General features: G+C 55.4%; 12 protein-coding genes and 2 pseudogenes. 2 read left to right on the forward strand and 12 right to left on the reverse strand.

Annotation, left to right across the window (positions count from 1 at the left end; all coding sequences use genetic code 11):
* Positions 1–163: 163 nt before the first annotated feature.
* The 10 genes and pseudogenes from yegQ to mdtA form a co-directional block, all read right to left on the reverse strand.
* Positions 164–1,525 (reverse strand): tRNA 5-hydroxyuridine modification protein YegQ, encoded by a 1,362-nt coding sequence (gene yegQ / locus ACQ29O_RS07805; protein ID WP_001517981.1) that lies wholly within the window; start codon positions 1,523–1,525, stop codon positions 164–166.
* Between the two features lie 115 nt (positions 1,526–1,640).
* Complete coding sequence (locus ACQ29O_RS07810; RefSeq protein ID WP_000434258.1) at positions 1,641–3,752, reverse strand: DUF4034 domain-containing protein; 2,112 nt, start codon at positions 3,750–3,752, stop codon at positions 1,641–1,643.
* A 10-nt stretch (positions 3,753–3,762) separates the two neighbouring features.
* A pseudogene (locus ACQ29O_RS07815) lies at positions 3,763–4,478 on the reverse strand (DUF1266 domain-containing protein).
* Entirely contained in the window at positions 4,478–5,680 is a 1,203-nt protein-coding gene (locus tag ACQ29O_RS07820) for a hypothetical protein (protein WP_000141069.1), read from the reverse strand. The pseudogene ACQ29O_RS07815 and the gene ACQ29O_RS07820 overlap by 1 nt, the downstream one beginning before the upstream one ends.
* A gap of 268 nt (positions 5,681–5,948) precedes the next feature.
* On the reverse strand, positions 5,949–6,671 hold the full coding sequence (gene baeR, locus ACQ29O_RS07825) for a two-component system response regulator BaeR (protein ID WP_000137851.1): 723 nt from the start codon (positions 6,669–6,671) through the stop codon (positions 5,949–5,951).
* On the reverse strand, positions 6,668–8,071 hold the full coding sequence (gene baeS, locus ACQ29O_RS07830) for a two-component system sensor histidine kinase BaeS (RefSeq protein WP_000870073.1): 1,404 nt from the start codon (positions 8,069–8,071) through the stop codon (positions 6,668–6,670). The genes baeR and baeS overlap by 4 nt, the downstream gene beginning before the upstream one ends.
* A pseudogene (locus ACQ29O_RS07835) lies at positions 8,071–9,482 on the reverse strand (MFS transporter). The gene baeS and the pseudogene ACQ29O_RS07835 overlap by 1 nt, the downstream one beginning before the upstream one ends.
* The gene (mdtC, locus tag ACQ29O_RS07840) at positions 9,479–12,559 is read right to left on the reverse strand and encodes a multidrug efflux RND transporter permease subunit MdtC (RefSeq protein ID WP_001210095.1); all 3,081 of its coding nucleotides are present in this window, start codon (positions 12,557–12,559) and stop codon (positions 9,479–9,481) included. The pseudogene ACQ29O_RS07835 and the gene mdtC overlap by 4 nt, the downstream one beginning before the upstream one ends.
* Positions 12,560–15,682 carry a multidrug efflux RND transporter permease subunit MdtB gene (mdtB, locus tag ACQ29O_RS07845; protein ID WP_020936907.1) on the reverse strand — a complete coding sequence of 1,041 codons (3,123 nt, stop codon included), beginning with the start codon at positions 15,680–15,682 and terminating at the stop codon, positions 12,560–12,562. It abuts the gene before it with no gap.
* Complete coding sequence (gene mdtA, locus ACQ29O_RS07850) at positions 15,682–16,923, reverse strand: multidrug efflux RND transporter subunit MdtA (RefSeq protein ID WP_000678820.1); 1,242 nt, start codon at positions 16,921–16,923, stop codon at positions 15,682–15,684. The genes mdtB and mdtA overlap by 1 nt, the downstream gene beginning before the upstream one ends.
* A gap of 282 nt (positions 16,924–17,205) precedes the next feature.
* Between mdtA and ibsA the strand changes: the two genes are divergently transcribed.
* A complete protein-coding gene (ibsA, locus tag ACQ29O_RS07855) occupies positions 17,206–17,265 on the forward strand; it encodes a type I toxin-antitoxin system Ibs family toxin (RefSeq protein WP_001805500.1) in 60 nt (19 codons plus the stop codon).
* Positions 17,266–17,363: 98 nt separating this feature from the next.
* Here the strand turns inward: ibsA and yegD are convergent, their stop codons facing one another.
* Complete coding sequence (gene yegD, locus ACQ29O_RS07860) at positions 17,364–18,716, reverse strand: molecular chaperone (protein WP_000469628.1); 1,353 nt, start codon at positions 18,714–18,716, stop codon at positions 17,364–17,366.
* A gap of 133 nt (positions 18,717–18,849) precedes the next feature.
* On the opposite strand from yegD, the gene alkA reads away from it, so the two are divergent.
* Positions 18,850–19,719, forward strand: coding sequence for a DNA-3-methyladenine glycosylase 2 (gene alkA, locus ACQ29O_RS07865; protein ID WP_020936908.1), 870 nt, complete (start codon positions 18,850–18,852; stop codon positions 19,717–19,719).
* Here alkA and ACQ29O_RS07870 read toward each other — a convergent pair.
* Positions 19,687–22,677 carry an MASE1 domain-containing protein gene (locus ACQ29O_RS07870; protein ID WP_000042940.1) on the reverse strand — a complete coding sequence of 997 codons (2,991 nt, stop codon included), beginning with the start codon at positions 22,675–22,677 and terminating at the stop codon, positions 19,687–19,689. The genes alkA and ACQ29O_RS07870 overlap by 33 nt on opposite strands.
* Between the last annotated feature and the right edge of the window lie 24 nt (positions 22,678–22,701).

Below are 22,701 nucleotides of genomic sequence, written 5' to 3' on the forward strand. Positions count from 1 at the left end.
AGCCTGCGTAAGGGAGATTACGCAGGCCAAGGAGGTGGTTCCTGGTACAGCTAGCATTTATGGGTTATGTTTTTCAGCGCGTTGAATAATACCCGCATTGAGCGAAGCGGTATGTGATCAATTTCTAAGAATCTTCCCGCCATGAAAAAATAACCGCAATTAACTACTTAGCATGGGGGTTACGCGTTGATTCGCCTGAGAAATTACGCATCAATAGTGCGTAATCCAGCGTAACGTCCTGCGGGACGGGCATCCAGACGGTATAGCCATCGCCAGGTGCCACCGGCATAGCGTCGCCTTTGGCGTTCTCCATCTGTTCCAGGGTGAAATTGATATTTCCCTGCGGAGTCATCAGCTCCAGACTATCGCCAACGGAGAATTTATTCTTCACCGCCACGGCCGCCAGTTGGCCTTTACGCTCGCCGGTGAACTCGCCGACAAATTGCTGGCGTTCTGAAACGGAGTACCCGTACTCGTAATTCTGGTAATCGTCGTGCGTATGGCGACGCAGGAAACCTTCGGTATAGCCGCGATGAGCCAGACCTTCCAGCGTTTCCAGCAGCGTAGGGTCGAAGGGTTTACCCGCGGCGGCGTCGTCGATGGCCTTACGGTAGACCTGTGCGGTACGGGCGCAGTAATAAAAGGATTTGGTGCGGCCTTCGATTTTCAGCGAGTGGACGCCCATTTTCGTCAGGCGCTCCACGTGGGCGATAGCGCGCAAATCTTTTGAGTTCATGATATAGGTGCCATGCTCGTCTTCGAACGCGGTCATGTATTCGCCCGGTCTTTGGGCCTCTTCTATCATAAACACTTTATCCGTCGGCGCGCCGATACCGAGCGTCGGCTCAACGTTCTGTACCGGAATCGGTTCGTGCTTATGCACGATGTTGCCGACAACGTCTTCTTTTCCTTCCTGCACGTTATATTCCCAACGGCAGGCATTGGTGCAGGTGCCCTGATTCGGATCGCGTTTATTGATGTAGCCGGAAAGCAGGCAGCGGCCGGAATAGGCCATGCATAGCGCGCCGTGGACGAAAATTTCTATTTCCATATCCGGCACCTGCTGGCGAATTTCCTCAATCTCTTCCAGCGACAGTTCGCGGGAGAGAATCACACGGGTCAGCCCCATCTGCTGCCAGAATTTTACCGTCGCCCAGTTTACGGCGTTAGCCTGTACCGACAGGTGAATCGGCATTGCCGGGAAGTGCTCGCGTACCAGCATAATCAACCCTGGATCGGACATGATCAGCGCATCCGGGCCCATCTCGACGACGGGTTTCAGGTCACGGATAAAGGTTTTGAGCTTGGCGTTATGCGGGGCGATGTTCACCACCACGTAGAATTTTTTTCCGAGCGCGTGGGCTTCGTTGATGCCAAGCTGCAAATTTTCGTGATTGAATTCGTTATTACGCACGCGTAAAGAGTAGCGTGGTTGGCCCGCATAGACGGCATCGGCACCGTAAGCGAAAGCGTAACGCATATTTTTCAGCGTTCCCGCCGGCGAAAGAAGTTCTGGTTTAAACATCATTTTCTCGTTCTGATGACAGGTCAGATCCGCCTCACCTGATGAGGCGGCTTGAGGAGAGTCCTCACTTTAAGGGCGGGCATTGTAGCGCCGTGGGAGAGGGGAGTAAACCACCTTACACCATTGAGTTGACCTGTCCCGGCAGCTCTGAATTCGGGATGCGGACGGTATACCACGCGAAACGGAAGCGTTTCCAGAAAGAATCGAAATGCAGGTGGTCCAGGCAGTCCATAACGATTTCATTATCCGGGTAAAGCGTGAAGGCAAAATGCGCCCAGCGTGCGCTTAGCTTCATATTAAACAGCGTTCGATCGTGTTTATTACCATGCAGGCGCGATAGGGTCACCATAGCGTGTAGCGTGCCTTTGTTGGCTTCTTGTTGCACCAGTTCCAGATGCTTATGCGCCAGCGTAATATCCTTCACTTCAAAAATATTCAGCAGGAACAAGCCCCAGGCCTCTTTATGCCCGTACTGATGCGCCAGCCAGAGATTATCGAGCAGTTCTTTTTCATAAGCGGAACGTTTTTCGGTATCAGGTTCTTGTTTACTCAGACGCTGGTTGCAGATGCCAATGCTGAAATGAATATTTTGCAGGTCATTTTCATAGTCGGTATAGCCTCCGTTATCTATTAATTTGTACGGGGGGCTCTCGCGCAGCGCTAACTGCCGGTGCAAAATCTCCGCCGCGCGCTGAAAATACCCTAACGCGATGGCAGGATCGTAAGGTAGTAGGCCGTTGTTCTCTTTATTATTGTGTTCAAGGCCCAGCAGGTTTAGCGCGGCGGGTATATTTCTTTGTGCGCCCAGCTCTGCCAGCGGCACGAAATGTTCCGGGAGCCCGAACCAGTCGAAATTTTTAATCGCCGCCCGCCAGTTATGGTTATATTGAATGTCGGCGACGCTATCGAGCCAGGCGAGGCCTTGCGCCTCATCCTTTTCGAAACCCAATAACCCGGCGTACTGAAAGTAGCCACGACGGATTTTCGGCACTGCGAATTCCGTTTGCTGCGCATTCTGACAGAGAAAATTATACATCCACCAGGTGTCAGGAAAATCGCGCAGGGCGAACTTTATCGTGTCATCAAAGAAGTAATTGTTGAACTTAACTTTTTCCACGATCGAACGCTGAAGGGTTCGCCAGAGCGCGTCATTATCGTCCAGATCGCTATAGCAGACCCGCAGCCACTTCAGCGTGTTATGGCGAGATTCCTGGATATGCGCTCGCAGGCTAATCTCTTCGGCTTTGGCGATAATGCGTTCCTGTTCTGCCGGGGAGTCAACCTCTTTGATGCGCAGATCGCGGTGATCGTCCCACCAGATCAATAGCTCCAGATGTTCACGTTCTGCGGCAGAAAGGTGATCGCATACGCTTGATTCCAGAAATTCGCGGATTTCCTCGTGAGACCCTCCCCAGCGCGGCATACGAAACGGGATATATTCATCCAGCACGTAAAATGCCGTCGGGAAAATAGCCAGGCAGACGGTGAGCCAGTATTTTTGCCCGGCATCGTCATTGCACTCCGGCAGCACGGACGGGCGCGGCAAATTTGGGCAAACCGCGTCGGCAAACGACAGCCCGGAATGGGCCATCAGCGCGTCCACCTCCTGCGGTGAATGGCGATGATATTCAGCCAGATCCTCCATTAATGGCTGCCCGGCAACATCCGCGCCCTCGAGGAACTCAACCAGCCAGTCGGGCTGGCCGAAGACTTTTGAGTTGGTGCTGGTCAGGGCCGCCGCCATCCACTGGCGCGGTTCACAGTCGATAGCATTGAGCACGGCGATGACCATCCGTTCGTTGCAGGCGGCGGCGCAGATCCACATCGCTCGGGTGGTTTCTCTCGCCCAGCCATAGCTGCGATACAGCCACGCACGGTGATTCCAGTATTGCGCCTCGGCAAGCCAGGCGTGAGTGGAGCGGGGGCGGGCGCGCTGCCAGTTTTTGATCAGCGCTAATCCTTGCGGCCCAGCCTCAACCAGCGTGTCCATATCGTAAAAAGGGTTGTCCATTTGATTCCAGGCGAAGAAATAGCGCTTTTCCGCTTCGCGGCTGGTAAAGCTCTCCGTCAGCGTCTGGTTGTAGCGTTCGTCCAGTTCGTCATAGCGTTCTTCGCGCAGCAGGCCGGAAATATCGGCGATATGCCACTCTCGTTGCCCGTCATTGAGGGGATTTTTGTGGTTGCACATCTCAAACATAGCGTTGAGCAGACGATCATCCTGTTCCATAAATAGTCCTTTAAATCGGCTCGAAAATTTTGAATTCATTCCACGGCAGTTGTCGCCAGCGGCTGACAGGGTCTTGCAGATAATGGGTGGCTTCCTGTAAATCCCGTCCGGCAAGCGCTGTTGGCGTGTCACGTAGCGTGAGCCATACCCGGCGAGCGCGAACGTAGGCGGTGGCGTAATCCTCCCAGGAATCAAAACAGTCCTGAGCGCGCTGGGCGTTGAGCAATAGCACCAGCCAGGCCTCGTTTTCGTTACACCAGCCGAGCCCGGCGATACAGCGGGTCAGAAAGGCGGTGCGCATACAGTCGAAGGCCAGCGCGTCGCGGACCTGGCCCTGGGCCGCCAGATGATGATAAAACGTGCGCGGCGAGCTGCCGATGCCCGCAGGCCAGCGGCGTAAGATATCCTCAACCTTGTGGCGTAACGCCGCGCCGTCGAGGTTTTCGCTCAAGCCCAGCTCTTTTTTTACCTGCTGCGCCAGATAGCGGCGTTTGTCATCGTCAAGTTTAAATACCAGCTCAACGCCTTTGATCGGTAGCCCGTTGCGCCGGGCGAGGATATCAGCTAGCGCCAGCGCCCATTGCCGCCGTCGGGTATCGCGACGCAGGTCTTTCAGGCGATCTTTTTCTTTCTCCTCGGCGATACGGGCCGCAATCAGCGGTTTGTTTTTTTGTAGTTGCGCCAGCTAAAAAATAGGGCGGCAATAATAAGAACAATCCAGAACATTATTGCACCTCCTTGATGACAGGGAGGTAACGCGTGGTTTGTAGCGTCAGGCTTTCAATTTCGAAAGGTTCGCTACTGGTGTTTTTCCCGGCAAGCGTAGGATGCCATTCATGCTGCGGAAACAGCATTTCCGCAGCCGTCGCCACGTTAGGATCAACAACCTGAAGGTAGCGCAGTGCCTCCGGGGCGCTGTGCAGCAGCAGCCACTGTAAAGCCACCGGAGGCGTAGGGAAGTGCTCCATTAAATGAAAATTGTCATGCAGCACATTGAGCAGAAAATTGAGGTCATGAATATGAGTAATAAATTTCCAACCTGAATATTCCGGCGTCGATTCATAAACTATTCCCATCCCTTCGCAATCAGCGTGGCGCTCAGGAAGTGGTTGCAGATGGCGTAACAGAGATAAAACATCGTTAGCATATTTCTTAATAGGATGGCGATTTTGCTTACCTTTAATCTGATCAATGCTCAGGCCGTTATTACCAACCACCAGGCTTATTGTGACGTGGGGAATATTATTGCCGTCGCGCAGGCTGAACAGGCGAAGTTTTTGTTGTTCCATTTGCCGGGCGTAGTAATCGCCGTAGCCGCCGGAAAGCGCGCCTTTATTATCAAAATCTCCGACGCAGTGTTGCATATGCCAGGATTCATACGCCATCTCACTGCGCAGGCCGGGATTTGTTGCATCAAGTTCAACCAGCACACCGTTATTCACCGTCATCACCGGTTTTAGCGCCTCGCTGTTGGAGGGATACCAACCTTGTTCACGCAGGCGCTGCATTTTTTGATGCTCCGCTTCGCGCATTGCCAGCACGGTAAAGCAGTTGATGCGCTGCAGTTTAGTTTCCAGCCGCGTTCCTTCCTGACGCGAAAGAAATTCCACTAAATCTCTTTCCATTGCCACAAGTTGCGGGTGCTGAACGTTAAGGTAGTAAAAGCGCTCATCGCCACCCAGCTTTGGCGCCAGCCAGGCGGGGATTTCTGCATCAGCGCTAAAATAAACGGCATAATCGGCGACGGAACGCACAGGATAAACATGAGGAAAGTCACCGATGATCCAACGATAAAAATGGTTGCTTAACCAGCGCTGGATATTTTCGCTGTCGCCGCGTTGTTGGCTCCGGGAAAAAATAGACGATTTTACATTTGGCGCATTTATTATATTGCGTGGTTTATAGCGGTGAGATGACGTTTCTGTCATAAAAATCCATGTATAATTAAGCTGGTATTATGTTTATGTATTTTTAGATTCACTTAATGAATTAATGCGCAATAAGTTTAAAAAACTACTCATAGTATATCGGTAAACTAAAAAGAGCGGCCAAATAATTTATTGTCCCCGACCGCGTTCGTCGTGGTTTTCGGGATACCGCTCGGCCAAAGGAAAGAGGACTGTGTGTTAATTCCGCCAGAATAGCGTTGGCGGAAAATATCGTCTTACGACCTTGTTATTGTTATGCCAATAATCATTATACCAGGCGACACGCATCCGCTTCCCAGCGATATCCCACCCCGTAGACCGCGCGTATAAATGACTGTTCGGCATCCAGCGATTCCAGTTTACGGCGCAAGTTTTTAATGTGGCTGTCGATAGTACGATCGGTCACCACACGGTAGTCGTCGTAGAGGTGGTTTAACAACTGCTCGCGGGAAAAAACTTTACCCGGTTCAAGCGATAAGGTTTTTAGCAGGCGGAATTCAGCGGGGGTTAAATCCAGCGCTTTACCACACCTGGAGGCCTGAAAGCGGCTTTCATCAATCATTAACGGGCTTTCGGCATCCTGCTGCTGGAGTTCGCGCTGCGGTTTACAGCGGCGCAAAATGGTTTTCACGCGGGCCACGACTTCGCGCGGGCTGTAAGGCTTACAGATATAATCATCGGCGCCGATTTCCAGCCCCAGCAGCCGGTCGATCTCTTCAATTTTGGCTGTGACCATCACAATGGGGATGTCGGAAAAACGGCGAATCTCCCGGCATAGCGTCAGACCATCGGTACCCGGCAGCATCAGATCCAGCAGAATCAGATCCGGCGGCGTTTGACGCACATACGGCAGTACCTTGTCGCCGTGATTGATGAGCGTGGGGGCGTAACTCGCCGCGCGTAAGTAGTCAATAAGCAGCTGACCCAGCTTGGGTTCATCTTCAACAATCAAAATGCGCGGCGTGTTTTCATCAATGGGTAATTCAGTCATACTTCTCTCTGTAAATCGCGATCCAGCGGTAACTCTACTGTAATGCTAACCCCGCCAAAAGGCGAATGAGCGGCGTGAAGATGACCGTTATGCGCGTGTACAATATTGACGCATATTGCCAGCCCCAGTCCAGAGCCGCCGCTGGCGCGGTTACGGGACACTTCCGTGCGGTAAAAACGGTCAAAAAGCTTTTGTAACTGTTCATCGCTGACGCCCGGTGCAGAATCGGCAAAGGTCAGGAATAATGATTTGTCGCGTTGTTCGGCGGAAATATGCAGGCCGCCGCCGCTGTCGGTGTAGCGCAGACTGTTTTCCAGTAGATTATTAAACAGTTGCATCAGGCGATCCGGGTCGCCGAAGACGGTCATACTATCCGGCAACGCGTAATGTAGCGTTAGCCCCCGGCTGGTAAAGCGCTCTCTGAACGCGCCGCCAGCGACTTCCAACAGGGGAACAAGATCGACGGTCGTTTTTTGGTAAGCCAGCGCGCCCTCGTCAGACAACGACAGCTGATGCAGGTCGTCAACCAGTTTGGTAAGCGTACCGACTTCCGCCTGTAGCGAGGTAACCGATTCTGGCGTGAACTGGCGAACGCCATCCTGAATGGCTTCCAGTTCGCCGCGCAATACCGCCAGCGGCGTGCGCAGTTCGTGGGAAATATCCGCCATAAAGTCGCGGCGCATCTGCTGGTTTTTTTCCAGCGTACTGGCAAGCTGGTTAAAGTCCTGCGCCAGTTTTCCCAGCTCATCGGCGCTGGTTGGGGTCACGCGCGTGGTAAAATCCCCCGCCGCCAGTCTGTGCGTACCCTCGACCAACCGTTTGACCGGGGCGAGCAGGCCACGCGCCAGCAAAAACGTCGCCAGCGCGGCCAGCAACGTTGATAACGCCACGATCATCCAACTGGCGCGCCGCTGCTGCATATCAAAATTAATATCCGTATTGCGCGTCAGCCGCTCGACAGGAGAGGCGATAATCGCGCCGACTTCGGCGCCATTGACCAGAATGGGGCGGCGAGTACCGTCATGCGGCACCGGACCGCGTGGGCCGACCAGCACCCGGCCATTTTGATCGACGACCCAGAATTGGGTGCGCCAACCGTGCGGCGGCATACCGGGGCCGGGTTTATCCCGGTCGTTGTCATGCTCAAATGAACGCAAAATCTGAAAAACGAAGCGATCGTTGTTGCGTAAAAAACGCCAGTTGCCGTGTTGCTGGTACTGGTCGCCCAGCGCATCGCCCAGCATTTGTAGCCGCTGCTCGTTGCCGTGTTTGATATAGTCAATAAATCCGCGTTCAAAACTGACGCGCACGGCCCAATGCATACTGATCAGCAGCACGATGCAGGTGGCGAAAATCGCCAGAAACAGCTTGCCGGTGATTCCGGGCCGCCAGACTTTCATTACAGGCTCCTTTTACGCCGTGAAATGACCATGTTTTGCTGTGTATCGTTCGGCACGCGGGCAAAAATTATCGCCGGTAGCGCGATAATAACCGCCATACATAACCAGGTGTACATAAAGACGTGATGTGTGGCGCTACTGTCTATCCCGATATGCTGTTGGCCAAACATACCCAGCAGCATTCCGGCAATAGTGACGCCGATACTCATCGAGAGCTGCATAATCATCGATAATAAGCTATTGCCGCTGCTGGCCAGCGTATCGGGAGGGTCTTTTAGCGTTAAGGTATTCATGGAAGAAAAGCGCGCCGAGTTCACCATTCCCTGCAAAAGCAGTACCAGCGGCAGGAGATAATACCAGCCGAGCAGCGCGACCGACATAAACAACAGGCTAACCAATGCCAGTCCGAGCGTAGTCGCCACCAGAACCCGACGATAGCCAAAACGGTTAACTATCTGCACCACAATCCGCTTCATTCCCATGCTGCCTAGCACCATGGGGATCATCATCAAACCGGCATGAAACGGTGAAAAACCAAGACCAATTTGTAAAAAGACCGGCGTCATAAACGGCAGCATACCGCTGCCGATACGCCCGGCAAAACTGCCCAGCAACCCCAGTGAAAACGTGGGCGTGCGGAACAATCGCAGGCTGAATAACGCGCCTGAGTTTTTTTGGCATGGAAGAGATAGAGCAGAATGGCTGCCGCGCCGCCCGCAGCAAGTCCGGCTAATGTCCAGGGCGAAATCCCCATGCTTTTACTACCATCCAGCGCCAGCGTGAGTACCGCCATGCCGATAGCTAACAGCAGGAACCCCGGCAGATCAAAGCGCCGGGTCTCTATGGTGTAGTTTGGCATCAGCATAAAGGTTGCCATAGCGCCGACGATTCCCACCGGGATATTGATCAGAAAGATCCAGTGCCATGAAGCATATTCCACCAGCACCCCGCCCAGCGCGGGGCCGAGTAACGGCCCGATCTGTCCCGGTAGGGTGACGAAGGTCATCGCCGCCATATATTGCGCGCGCGGCACGATTTTCATGACCGTCAGGCGTCCGACCGGCACCATCATCGCGCCGCCTACGCCTTGTAAAACCCGCGCTAATACCAGTTGATTAAGCGTGCCGGAAAGGGCGCAAAACAGCGAACCCAGCGTGAACAGCACAATGGCGGCAAAGAAGATATTACGCACGCCGATTTTATCTGCCAGCCAGCCGCTGGCGGGGAGCATTACGGCGACGGTAAGAACATATGACACCACTACCATGTGCATATGCAGCGGGCTTTCCCCCAGGCTTTTCGCCATGGAGGGCAGCGCAGTGTTGACGATGGTGGTATCCAGCGACTGCATAAAAAAGCCGAATGCCACAATCCAGAGTTGCCAGCGGGTATTGTCAGGAAGTTCTGTCATATTTCTACTACCGGTTTGCTATTTTTACGCGAAAAACGCAGCCGCAGACGATCGAAAAAGAGGTACACCACCGGCGTGGTATAGAGCGTCAGGAGCTGGCTCATGACCAAACCGCCGACAATGGTTATCCCCAACGGCTGCCGTAATTCCGAACCGTCTCCGCCAGATAACACCAATGGCAGTGCGCCGAACAGCGCCGCCAGCGTGGTCATCATTATTGGACGGAAGCGTAACAAGCAGGCCTGGAAAATGGCTTGTGCCGGCGTCAGGCCGCCGCTTCGTTGCGCTTCAAGCGCAAAATCGACCATCATAATGGCGTTTTTCTTCACAATGCCAATTAATAGCATGATCCCTATCAGGGCGATTAGGCTGAAAGGGGCATTGAAGAGTTCCAGCGCCAGAAGCGCCCCAACGCCCGCCGATGGTAGAGTAGAGAGAATGGTCAGCGGATGGACGTAGCTTTCGTACAGTATCCCCAGCACAATGTAGACGGTAGCGATCGCCGCCACTATCAAAATAAGCTGTGAATTCATGGTCTGCTGGAAGACTTGCGCCGTTCCGGAAAAACTGCCGCGTACCGTCGAGGGGACGCCAAGCTGCGTCATGGTGCGATTAATGGCCTCTGTCGCCTGCGATAACGATGTGCCGGTCGGCAGGTTAAAGGCAATCGTGGACGCCGCGGAAAGTCCCTGATGGTTCACCGACAGCGGCGCATTGGCGGGCCGCCATTGGGCGAAATAAGAGAGGGGAATCGCTTTTCCGTCACGGTTGATAACGAACATTTTCTCCAGCGCGCTGATATCCTGGCTATAGCGCGGATCGACTTCCATCACCACTTTATACTGGTTCATCGGCTGATAAATGGTGGAAATTTGCCGCTGGCCGAAAGCATTATTTAACAGACTGTTTGCGGCCTGAACATCAATACCCAGCCGTGACATGGTGTCGCGGTCGTAGATAAGGTTCATCTCCGCGCCGTTATCCTGCTGGTCGGAGTTTACGTCCGCCAGTTGCGGCAGGGCCGAGAGCGCTTTGCGTATTTTCGGCTCCCATTCGCGCAGCGCCGCCAGAGAGTCAGACAGCAACGTATATTGGTAACTGGCGTTAGCCTGCCGCCCGCCGACGCGAATATCCTGTACCGCCATCAGAAACAGCCTGGCGCCAGGTTCTTTTGCCAGTTTGACCCGCAGTCGATCAATGATTTGCTGCGCCGTCTCTTTGCGTTCGCCACGCGGCTTCAGCGTAATAAACATCATGCCGCTATTCACCCTCGATCCGCCGGTAAAACCAGTGACATTATTCACCGCCGGATCGTCGCGAATAATTTTCATAAAATCCTGCAGCTTGCCGCGCATGGCCTGGAAAGAGATGCTTTGGTCAGCCTGAATACCGCCCATCAACACGCCGGTGTCCTGCTCCGGAAAGAATGTTTTAGGGATGGCGATATAAAGCCAGATGTTCAGCGCAACGGTGCCAAGAAAAACCACCCCGACAAGACGCGTATGGTTAAGCACCCATTTTAACGACGTGCCGTAACCCTGTTGCAAGGCGACCAGCAAACGGCCAACGCCCCGTTTACGCGGCTGGGTGCGCGGTTTGCTTGATTTAAGCATCCAGCCGCACATCATCGGCGTCAGTGTGAGCGAGACCACCAGCGAAATGCCAATCGCCACCGAGAGGGTAACGGCGAATTCCCGTAATAATCGTCCTGGCAGGCCGCCCATTAACAGCAGCGGCAGAAATACCGCCACCAGCGACAGACTCATGGAGATGACCGTAAACCCGACTTCCCGCGTACCCTGTAATGCCGCCTGCAAAGGTTTCATTCCCGCCTCCAGATGGCGGGCGATATTTTCCAGCACCACAATGGCATCATCAACGACAAATCCGGTCGCGATAGTCAGCGCCATCAGCGACAGATTGTTGAGGCTGAAGCCGCACAGATACATGGCGGCGAAGGTGCCGATGAGCGAAACGGGAACGGCGACGGCGGGGATTAGCGTGGCGCGCCCGGAACGCAGGAATAAAAACACCACCAGGATCACCAGCGCAACAGAGATAGCCAGTGTCTCTTCTACCTCTTGCAGCGATGCGCGAATCGTCGGCGAACGATCCTGGGCGATTTGTAAATCGATAGCGGCGGGGATCATTGTCCGCAGTTCCGGCAGTTTTGCCCGGATGCCGTCGACCGTCTGAATAATGTTGGCCTCCGGCAGCTTGCGGATCATCAACAAAATAGCGGGTTTAGCGTTCGTCATCCCGGCGTTACGGACATCCTGCACCGAGTCAGTGACGCTGGCGACGTCGCCCAGGCGTACCGCCGCGCCGTTGTTATAGTGAATAATCAGCGGCTGATATTCGGCGGCGGTTTTCAGTTCGTCGTTGGTCTGGATTTGCCAGCGGTGGACGCTATCTTCAATTGCGCCTTGTGGTCGGCGTACGTTGGCGCTGTCGATCGCTTCGCGGACCTCATCCAGCGAGACGCCCTGGTTAAAGAGAGCCTGCGGGTTTAAGCCTACACGTACTGCGGGCAGGGAGCTGCCGCCGACGTCAACATCGCCGACGCCGTCAATTTGCGCGATGGTTTGCGCCAGTTGGGTAGAGGCGAAATCATACAGTTTGCCCTGTGACCAGCTCTCCGAGGTAAGCGTTAAAATCATAATCGGCGCGTCGGACGGGTTGGCCTTGCGATAAGTCGGGCGGCTGGGCATTCCGCCTGGCAACAAGCTTTGCGCGGCGTTAATGGCGGCCTGCACGTCGCGCGCCGCGCCGTTAATATCACGATCGAAATTAAATTCGAGAATAATGCGTGTACTGCCGAGCGAGCTGCTGGAGGTCATTTCATTGACGCCTGCAATGCGTCCCAAAGAACGTTCCAACGGCGTCGCCACCGACGAAGCCATGGTTTCCGGCGAGGCGCCCGGCAGCGAGGCGCTAACCATAATCACCGGGAAATCGACCTGCGGCAGCGGGGCGACCGGCAGCAGACGAAAGCCCAGAATGCCGCACAGCGTAATGGCGGCGGCAATCAAAATGGTGGCGACCGGGCGGTAGATGAAAAGGGCGAAAAAGCGCATCTACGCCTCCTCTTTATGGCGCGGAAAGCGACTTTTCACGTACAGCGACAGGCGGTCAAACAGGAGATAAATCACCGGTGTGGTAAACAGAGTTAATACCTGGCTGACCAGTAGGCCGCCCACCATCGCGATCCCCAACGGGCGACGTAATTCCGCGCCAACGCCGGTACTCAACATTAATGGCAATGCCCCGAGCAACGCCGCCAGCGTGGTCATCAGAATCGGTCGAAAACGCAGCAGACAGGCCTGGAAGATAGCGTCGCGCGGACTCATCCCCTGTTCGCGTTCAGCGGCGAGGGCGAAGTCAATCATCATGATGGCGTTTTTCTTCACGATACCGATCAGCAAAATAATGCCGATAATGGCGATAATATCGAGCTCGCTACCAGCGATGATCAGCGCCAGCAGCGCGCCGACGCCCGCCGTCGGCAGCGTTGAGAGAATCGTGATCGGATGGATAAAACTCTCATACAGCACGCCGAGCACGATATACATCGCCACCACGGCGGCGACAATAAGCCAGACGGTGCTGCCTAGCGCCGCCTGGAAGGCGAGCGTACTACCCTGAAACTGCGTTGTAATATCTGCTGGCAGGGCGAGCGTTTTTTCCGTATCGAGAATCGCCTGCACCGCATCGCCGAGCGAATAGCCCTCCGGCACGTTAAACGAAAATGTCGTAACCGGGAACTGATCTAAATGATTGATGGAGAGCGGAGCGAAGCGCTGCTCAATGCGAGCAATCGCGCTGAGCGGTACGGTGCCGCCGTCGCGGCTCGTCAGGCGAATCGTCTCCAGCGCCGCCAGGCCCGGCGTGCTGGCGGTATTATGTTCCAGCACGACGCGGTACTGGTTCGCCTGGGTATAAATCGTTGAAATCAGGCGTTGTCCGAACGCGTTGTAGAGCGCGTTATCCACATCCGCCATGCTGATACCCAGACGGCTGGCGCTGTCGCGGTCGACATTCACCCAGGCCGCTAATCCTCGATCTTGCCAGTCACTGCTTACCTCAGAGAGCTGTGGTAACGACTGTAGCGCGTTCTGCAGTTTTGGCACCCAGTGGCTGAGCGCATCGAGCGTCGTGGCCTGCAGGGTAAACTGATACTGCGTGCGGCTGACCTGCGTGTCGATGGTTAAATCCTGCGTCGGCTGGAGATACAGCGCCACGCCGGGAATCGTCGCCACGGCGGTTTGCAGCCGGGAGATCACCTGCTGCACGCGGTCATCACGCGCATCCAGCGGCTTGAGGTTAATTTGCAGGCGCGCTCTATTGAGCGTGGGGTTAGCGCCGTCTACGCCAACAAAAGTCGTCAGGCTTTGCACCGCCGGGTCCTGTAATATCCGCTCCGCCACCTGGCGTTGACGTTGCGCCATACTGGCATACGATGACGATTGCGGCGCCTGCAGCGTCCCCTGGATAATGCCGTTATCTTGTACCGGAAAGAACCCTTTCGGAATGACTATCCACAGCATAACGCTGAGCAGGAGCGTGGCGAATGCCACGCTCAATGTAAGCCACGGATGGTTGAGCACTTTCGCTAATCCGCGTCCGTAGCTGGCGATCACGCGGTCAAACATCCGCTCGCAGGCGCGGGAAAAGCGGTTTTGTTTACGCAGAGACTGCTGGCTGAGCATACGCGCGCACATCATGGGCGTGAGCGTCAAAGAGACGACGGCGGAGATTAAAATCGCTACCGCCAACGTCACCGCAAATTCGCGGAACAGTCGACCAACAATATCGCCCATAAAGAGCAACGGGATCAGCACCGCAATCAGTGAAAAGGTGAGGGAAATAATGGTAAAGCCGATTTCGCCCGCGCCTTTGAGCGCCGCCGCCAGCGGTTTTTCTCCTTTTTCGATGTAGCGCGAGATGTTCTCGATCACCACAATCGCATCGTCCACCACGAAACCCGTGGCGATAGTGAGCGCCATCAGCGTCAGGTTATTAATGGAAAAATCCAAAAACACCATCACCGCAAAGGTGCCGATAAGCGACAGCGGTACGGCGACGCCGGGAATAATTGTGGCGGGAATATTACGTAAAAACAGATAGATAATCATGACGACCAGCGCGATCGCCAGCATCAGTTCAAACTGGGTATCGCGCACGGAAGCGCGAATATTGGTGGTGCGATCGGACAGGACCGTGACCTTCACCGATTTCGGCAGGCTTTCGGTAAGCTGGGGCAGCATCTGGCGAATGCTGTCCGCTGTCGCAATGATATTGGCGCCGGGCTGGCGTTGAACGTTCATCACGATAGCCGGCGCTTGATTCGCCCATGCGCCGAGCCAGCTATTTTCCGCCCCCTGTTCGACGGTGGCGACATCGCCCAACCGTACCGGCGCGCCGTTTTGATACGCGATGATAAGCTTGCGGTATTCGTCGGCAGACTGCATCTGATCGTTAGCAGAAAGCGTCACCGCCCGCTCGGGGCCATCCAGACTGCCTTTCGCCGAGTTGACGTTGGCGCCGGTAATTGCGGTACGGACCGTTTCGCTGGTCAGACCGAGCGCGGCGATAGCCTGAGCATTCAGTTTTACGCGTACTGCAGGGCGCTGCCCGCCGGCAAGCGTCACCAGTCCGACGCCGGAGACCTGCGAGATCTTCTGCGCCACGCGGGTTTCTACCATGTCCTCTACCTGAGTCATTGGCATCGCGTTTGAGGTGACGGCAAGCGTCATAATCGGCGGGTCCGCCGGATTGACTTTGCTATAAATCGGCGGATTCGGCAGGTCGGAAGGCAATAAATTGGTGGCTGCGTTAATCGCCGCCTGTACTTCCTGCTCGGCAACGTCCAGCGGCAGCGTCAACTGAAACTGTAGCGTTACCACCGACGCGCCGCCGGAGCTTTGCGACGACATCTGCTTCAGTCCTGACATCTGGCCGAACTGGCGCTCAAGCGGCGCGGTGACGGCGGAGGTCATGACATCCGGGCTGGCGCCAGGGTAGAGCGTAACAACCTGAATAGTGGGGTAGTCGACCTCCGGCAAAGCGGCGACGGGCAGGAAGCGATAGCCGATAATCCCGGCGAGTAAAATCGCCGCCATCAGCAGAGTGGTGGCCACGGGGCGCAGAATAAACAGACGCGAGGGGCCGCCCGTGCTGCCCGGAGGTAATACCTGCATCAGGCGCGCGCTCCTTTTTGACCTTCATGGCGGGAAGGGGATTTTTTATCCGCCACGGTGGTTTGCGGCTCAACGACCTCGACTTTTGCGCCTTCCGTCAGCCGATCAATACCATCGGTAACGACGCGATCGCCTGCCGACAAGCCAGCGCTGATCACCACGTTTCGGTTATCCTGAATACCGATTTTTACCCGCTTCTTGCTGACGTTATTTTCGTCGTTCAGCACCCACACAAAGTGGCCCTCATTGCCCATTTGCACCGCCGCGGCAGGCACCACAACGGCATTTTGTTCGGTATCGACCAGCATCCGGGCGTTCACAAATTGATTGGGGAACAGCGTATCGTCCTGATTGGTAAAGCGCGCTTTAATTTTGATCGTTCCCGTTGTGGGATCAATCTGGTTGTCCAGACTGAGCAACACACCTTCGCTCAATTTGTGCGAGTTAGTCCGATCCCAGGCTTCTACGACCAGCGTTTTCCCCGCTTTCTGCGCCTGAACCACGGTCGCGATATCGCTTTCCGGCAGAGTAAAAATGAGATCAATCGGGTGCGTTTGCGTAATGACGACAATACCTGCGGTATCGCTGCTGGAAATCTGGTTGCCGACATCCACCTGTTTCAGACCCACGCGTCCCGAGACCGGGGCCGTGATACGACTCCAGTCGAGCTGTAACTGCGCGCTGGCGACATTGGCTTCATCCGCTTTAATGGTTCCCTGGGTTTCGTTGACCAGCGCCTGTTGCGCATCCAGTTCCTGACGGGAAACCAGATTGGTTTTTGCCAGTTGCTGATAGCGCGCCAGATCACGACGCGCATTCGCCAGCGTAGCGTTATCTTTCGCCAACTGTCCCTGAGCCTGCGCCAGGGCGACCTTAAACTGGCTGGGATCGATTTGCGCCAGCAGATCGCCTGCGTTGACCTGCTGACCTTCCTGAAAGTGCAGGGAGATGAGTTGACCATCCACGCGGCTACGCACCGTAACGGTATTCGCGGCGGTCACGGTACCCAGCCCGCTCAGATAGCGCGGTACGGCCTGCGTGGTCGCGGTCGCGGCCTGTACCGGCGCCAGAGGGCCGTCGCGCATACCGCGGCGACCTGCGGCGGCGGTATGCGGCGCTTGCGCGGCGACGCCCGGCGCGGCGGTCGGGCTTTCGCTACGGCTATGCCAGAACCAGAATGCGGCGGCGGCCACTACAACCCCAATCGCTATTGCCCAGCGGAAAGTATTACTGCCTTTCATCGGTATAAGTTTCTCATCCTGAAACGTTTTGCGGAATGTTGCTTCCTCTATTGTAGTCAGCAGGGAAGGGAGAAAAATGGAGGAATTATGGAACACGGTCGGGATTATTCTGAATGGCGACTCGCTTTGCGAGGCGCTACGCAACTCTCATCGGTGAAAATCGTTAACGCGCCGGAGTGCGGTAAAGTGGCGGCACGGCAATGAAGGTAAGCCACCGATTTCAGCAGGACGCTGAAACGGGAAAGCCCCTCCCGAGGAAGGGGCCAAAATAAGGAAAGGGTTATGATGAAGGTAGTCATCATACTGGTGATACTCTTAGTGATTAGCTTCCAGGCTTACTAAGACACCAGGGGGAGGAGGAATCCTCCCTAACCCTCACTCCTGACGTTAAGCCACATCAAGAATAATGTCAATCCATCAGCGCTGGGCTTGCGAGGCGCTTAGCGGAAAACGACCTCTGCCCAGCGAGCCAGTCCTGCGGTGACGGAGCCGAAATCATCGCCGCCAGCGACGGGTATGCCCGGTAACTGTTCGGAAAGCGCTTTTTTAATCAATGGCGAACGGGCGCTGCCGCCGGTCAGATAGATGACATCCGGTTTTTCCTGCGCGCTGTCCAGCGCCAGTTGCACCTGTTCCAGAATACGCGCCAGCGGTTGATCCAGCGCCGCTTCCAGTCCTTGCTGGCTGATAGCGACCGCAAGGTCGTCGCTGATAAATGGCAGCCTCGCCGTAACATCCGCCTGGCCGGAAAGGGCGATTTTGCTCTCTTCCGCGCAGCGTACCAGGCGGTAACTAAGCCGCTGACGCCAGACCTTGAGCAGCAACGCGACCTTGTCTGCTTCACGCGCGTTGCGAACCAAATCGTTCAACAGACGACCATTCGCGCTACTGTAAAAATCGCTTTGCGCCGGGACGTCGTTAATCGCCACGGCGTTCCACCACGGCAGCACCGGTAGGGCGATGCCTTTTTCGGTTTCGCCGCCCATGCCCAGCAAAGGCATCAGATTTTTAAAGGCCAGCGCGATATCCAGATCGTTTCCGCCCACGCGGCAACCGCTGTGCCCCAACAGGCTGTTTTCACGATCGGCGCGCTGACGCCACTGCGGCCCCATCAGCAGCATGGAACAGTCGGTGGTACCGCCGCCAATATCCACGACCAGCACACGCTTCTCTTCCCGCAGCGTAGCTTCGTAGTCCAGGCCCGCCGCAACCGGTTCATACTGGAATACCACCTCCTGAAAACCGGCGCGTTTTGCCGCCCGCTCCAGAATACCCTGCGCCTGGCGGTTCGCGTCATCGCCGCCGAGTCCCTGAAAGTTGATCGGGCGACCGATCACCGCCTGGGTAATGGCCTCCGGCAATTGGCTGTGCGCCGTATGACGAATATGTACCATCATGGCGCAGACTAAATCTTCAAACAGCGCGACCTGCTGCGGTTTCAGGCCGCTGGCGCCTAAAAAGGATTTCGGCGATTTGACAAACCAGACCTCCTGGGGATCGTCAATATAGTGCGCCAGCGACGCCAGACCAAACTGTACGCTTTGCGCGCCAACCTCAATATCTTCCTCGCGGTTGTAGCGTATCGCGCGGCGTAGCAGCGCCTGGGTTTCTTCGTCCGTTGCCGGCACATCATGATGGCGATACAGCCACTCGCTCACCGCTTCGCGCGTCGGCGCGCACAGCATAGACGGCAGTAATGCGCTGTTATTCTCCATTGTCAGCAACTGTGGATGCCCGTCGCGCATAATGGCGACCGAGCAGTTTGCCGTACCGTAATCAAATCCGATAAACACCTTAAAATCCCCATGCCAGTGAAGAAGGGGCGTGACTTTAGCGAAATGTCGTCGCGGCGACAACTGGAATATGAAAGCAAGGCGTTACGTGCGATTAGCGTTTATGCTGAAAGGTCAAATAAAGGAGAAAAGTATGTTTACCCTGAGCTGGCAGCCGCCTTACGACTGGTCGTGGATGTTGGGCTTTCTTGCCGCGCGTGCGGTGGACGGCGTGGAAACGGTAGGCGAGGGCTTTTATGCGCGCAGCCTGGTGGTGGGCGAGCATCGCGGACTGATCAGCGTGAGCCCCCATCTGCCCACCCACACTGTGCAGGTCAGCGTGAGCGCCGGATTACTTCCCGTCGCGCCGGCGTGTCTGGCGAAGGTTTCGCGTCTGTTTGATCTTGACTGCCAGCCCGCGCAGGTTGCCGCCGTGCTGGGGCCACTGGGCGAGGACAGACCGGGGCTGCGTTTACCGGGATCGGTTGATACGTTTGAACAAGGCGTGCGGGCGATACTGGGGCAACTGGTGAGTGTCGCGATGGCGGCAAGGTTGACGGCGAAAGTGGCGCGCTGCTATGGCGAGGCGTTGCCGGATGCGCCCGATTATGTCTGTTTTCCCGGTCCGGAAACGCTGGCGTTGGCCGATCCGCTGGCGCTGAAAGCTCTGGGGATGCCGCTGCGGCGCGCCGAAGCGCTGATTCATCTGGCGCAGGCGACGCTGGCGGGAAAACTGGCGCTCGCCGCGCCGCCGGATATTGAGCAGAGCGTTAAAAATTTACAAACGTTTCCGGGAATTGGCCGCTGGACGGCGAACTATTTCGCCCTGCGCGGTTGGCAGGCAAAAGATATCTTTTTACCCGATGATTACTTAATTAAGCAGCGCTTCGCCGGGATGACGCCCGCGCAGATCCGTCGCTACGCGGAGCGCTGGAAACCGTGGCGTTCCTACGCGCTACTGCATATCTGGTATACCCACGGCTGGCAACCGTCAATGGATAGCGAAATAGCTGGTATTCAGTAATAAATCCAGCGGTTGCGCTTCGGCGATAGTGTCGCCATAAATCAGATCCACGCCAATACGGGAGAGCGTATCCAGCACCTGTGGGTTTTGTACCGGCCCGGCGAGCGTTTTGATGTCCAGATGCTGGGCGTGTCCCTGGATGATCGAGGTCAGCATTTCATCCATTAAACTTTCATGAACGTTGGCGATAAGGTCGCTATCCAGCAGTAAATAATCGACGATATGCGGGGGCAGTAAATTAAACAGCTGTAAATCGCGCCCGACATGGCTGAGAATCACCTGGCAGCCGCGTTGCCGCAGTTTTCGCAGAGTCGCAGCGGCGGTCTGCGCCTGCTTAACGATAACGTCAGCCGGGATAATCAGATGTAATAACCGTGGCGGCAGTGGGCTATGCTCCAGTTGTTCCAGCAGCTCATCAATAAGGGTCGCGCTGTATAATCCCGCGGCGGACAGCGGCAGCGCAACGCTTAATCCCTTGCTGGCGACGGCGGTCGCCGCATGGTGGAAAAACTCATGGAATACCCGTCGGTCAAGCGCGTGATGCAGCGCGGAGTCGGCTAACCCTGCCCGGAACGCGCGCTCTTCCAACACTTCCCCTTCGCTGGTCCACAGCCTGAGTGAGACCAGCCAAAAGCTGGTGGCCTCCGGCGTACGCGGCGGCGCGACGTTTCTGGCAAGCATCAGCAGGTGGTTATTTTTAATCATATGCCACTGTTCTTCCAGCGGCATCATTCCCTTTGAGGAGGTTAATGCGTGCTGCGGTTCGTACACGGTCAGACGGCCGCGACCGCTATTTTTCGCGGCGTAGCAGGCTATATCGGCCTGAGACACGACCTCTGTGAGCTGGCAGTTATGTTCATTTATCATTGTGATCCCGGCGCTGGCGCCGATCCGATGCAGGCGTCCTTCCCACATAAAGTGATACTCATTAACGGCGTTGATAAGCCGCGTCACGATAAAGCGTGCGCTGTCACTATTACAATCCGGCAGCAACAGGCCAAACTCATCGCCACCCAGACGGGCCAGAAGATCGCCGGATCGAAGCATACTGAGCATCAGTGACGCGAGTTCGCGCAATAAGGCATCGCCGGCGGCATGTCCCGCGCTGTCGTTAACCGCTTTAAAACGGTCCAGATCGATAAACACCAGCGCATGATGTTGAGGCGATTCCTGTATTGTTTGCAGGCGCTGTTGAAGCTGTTTTTCAAAACTAGCGCGGTTGGCAAGATGGGTGAGGGCGTCATGCGTTGCGCTGTAGCTGAGCTGGCGTAACATTTTTCGTGATTCGGTAACGTCCTGGATAACCAGAACCGAACCAATCTTATCGCCGTCAAGCGTACTGAGCGGCGTGATACTGTAATGAATATCGTAGCTGCCGCCGTTATGACAATGGAGCACTATCTCCTGTTCCATGTCCGATCGCGACCTGTCGGCGCGATAAATATCCTCCAGCAGCGGCCCCTTATCACCTGACGTAATGCGCAGAACCGTTAATAATGGCGCGCCTAAAGCATCCTCTTGCCGCCAGCCGCTCATCTTCTCGGCGATCGGGTTCATAAAGGTGATATTCATCGCGACATCAATACACACCACCGCTTCTCCGATAGAGTCAAGCGTGATGTGCAACCGTTCTTTTTCCTGAAACAGCGCGTCGTTCGCTTGTGTAATACGTTCCATCAACCGCTGGTTTTCCTGCTCGCTTTGCTTGAGATCGTTAATATCTTCAATCTGAGCAATAAAATAGAGAGGTTTATTGTCTTTATGACGAACCAGCGAGACGGCCAGTAGCGCCCAGACGACATCGCCGTTGCGGGTGTAGTAGCGTTTTTCCATGGAATAGCTATTGATGTCGCCGCGCACCAGCATGTTTAGCTGTTCAAGGTCATTATTCAGGTCTTCCGGCCAGGTCAATTGCTGAAATGTCATCGTGCGTAATTCATCCTGGCTATAGCCAAGAAAATGGCTCAGAGATTTATTGACCTGTAGCCACTGACCCTCCGTACCGACCAGCGCCATACCAATGGCGGAATACTCCATCGCGTTGCGAAAGCGGGATTCGCTCTCGGTGATATGTTTGCGCTCCGTGCGAAACGCGTACATCACCATCGTCATCATATTGGCAGGCAGCAGGATCATTAAAAAAGGCAGCCACGGCATATTGACCATCACGTCGGTTTTCGGCGTGGCGAGCAGCGTGGGGTCATTGGCCAGCATGAGCGAGACCACGATAACGGTAGCTAAAAAAATTAAAAACGCCTCCATTCGCGGCAGGCGCACCGCACTCCACATCAACAGGACGATAACGCACGTAAACGGCCACGGAATATAGCGCATAGCGAGCCAGCTTAGCGCCAGCGTAATGACCAGCGTCAACAGCGTTTCCAGCAACAGATGCGGGTCGCGATGACGCAATAGATAGTGTGGTTTAAACAGTAAACCTAACGGCACCAGCGTCAGCGCGCCGATGGCTTCCGATAATACCCAAATCAGAAACGCTTTCGAGGCGACCGCTTCCGGCGCTATCAGCCAAAATAACAGGCCGCCGAGTAGCGGCGGAATCACGGCGCTGCCGATAGCCAGACGAAACCAGTCATTCAAATTTTGTAAGGGATTGTAGCTGGGGAGCAGTTTTCGCAGCAGTATCGCGCCAGTGGCCGCCTCGATAATATTTATTGCCGTCCAGCTAAAGTTAAGCGAGGCGGCAGGAAATAAAGTCAGTGAGGCTCCGATGCTGCCGAGCGAGCAGGCGACCGCGATCCCTGGCCACAGACGGCCCGCATGGCGGTAAAACGCGACCATCATAATGGAGGTGGGGAACCACAGCGGCGCGAGTTGGGTGCCGACACGCGATAATACGAGCGAAAAGAGCGTAAAGACAAACGCGACCAGGCCTAAACTGACCAGACGCAATAGCGGGTGGGGGACGGTAACGAAAACATGTTGGGATGGTTTACTCATTACCACTCTATCCGAATCGCCGGT

The sequence above is a fragment of the Salmonella sp. GDC200615 genome (assembly GCF_050574145.1).
Classification (GTDB): domain Bacteria; phylum Pseudomonadota; class Gammaproteobacteria; order Enterobacterales; family Enterobacteriaceae; genus Salmonella; species Salmonella enterica.

Bases quoted from the DNA above. Each gene is read 5' to 3' on its own strand.
- yegQ (WP_001517981.1), bottom strand. From the start codon at position 1,525: ATGTTTAAACCAGAACTTCTTTCGCCGGCGGGAACGCTGAAAAATATG.
- ACQ29O_RS07810 (WP_000434258.1), bottom strand. From the start codon at position 3,752: ATGGAACAGGATGATCGTCTGCTCAACGCTATGTTTGAGATGTGCAAC.
- ACQ29O_RS07820 (WP_000141069.1), bottom strand. From the start codon at position 5,680: ATGACAGAAACGTCATCTCACCGCTATAAACCACGCAATATAATAAAT.
- baeR (WP_000137851.1), bottom strand. From the start codon at position 6,671: ATGACTGAATTACCCATTGATGAAAACACGCCGCGCATTTTGATTGTT.
- baeS (WP_000870073.1), bottom strand. From the start codon at position 8,071: ATGAAAGTCTGGCGGCCCGGAATCACCGGCAAGCTGTTTCTGGCGATT.
- mdtC (WP_001210095.1), bottom strand. From the start codon at position 12,559: ATGCGCTTTTTCGCCCTTTTCATCTACCGCCCGGTCGCCACCATTTTG.
- mdtB (WP_020936907.1), bottom strand. From the start codon at position 15,682: ATGCAGGTATTACCTCCGGGCAGCACGGGCGGCCCCTCGCGTCTGTTT.
- mdtA (WP_000678820.1), bottom strand. From the start codon at position 16,923: ATGAAAGGCAGTAATACTTTCCGCTGGGCAATAGCGATTGGGGTTGTA.
- alkA (WP_020936908.1), top strand. From the start codon at position 18,850: ATGTTTACCCTGAGCTGGCAGCCGCCTTACGACTGGTCGTGGATGTTG.
- ACQ29O_RS07870 (WP_000042940.1), bottom strand. From the start codon at position 22,677: ATGAGTAAACCATCCCAACATGTTTTCGTTACCGTCCCCCACCCGCTA.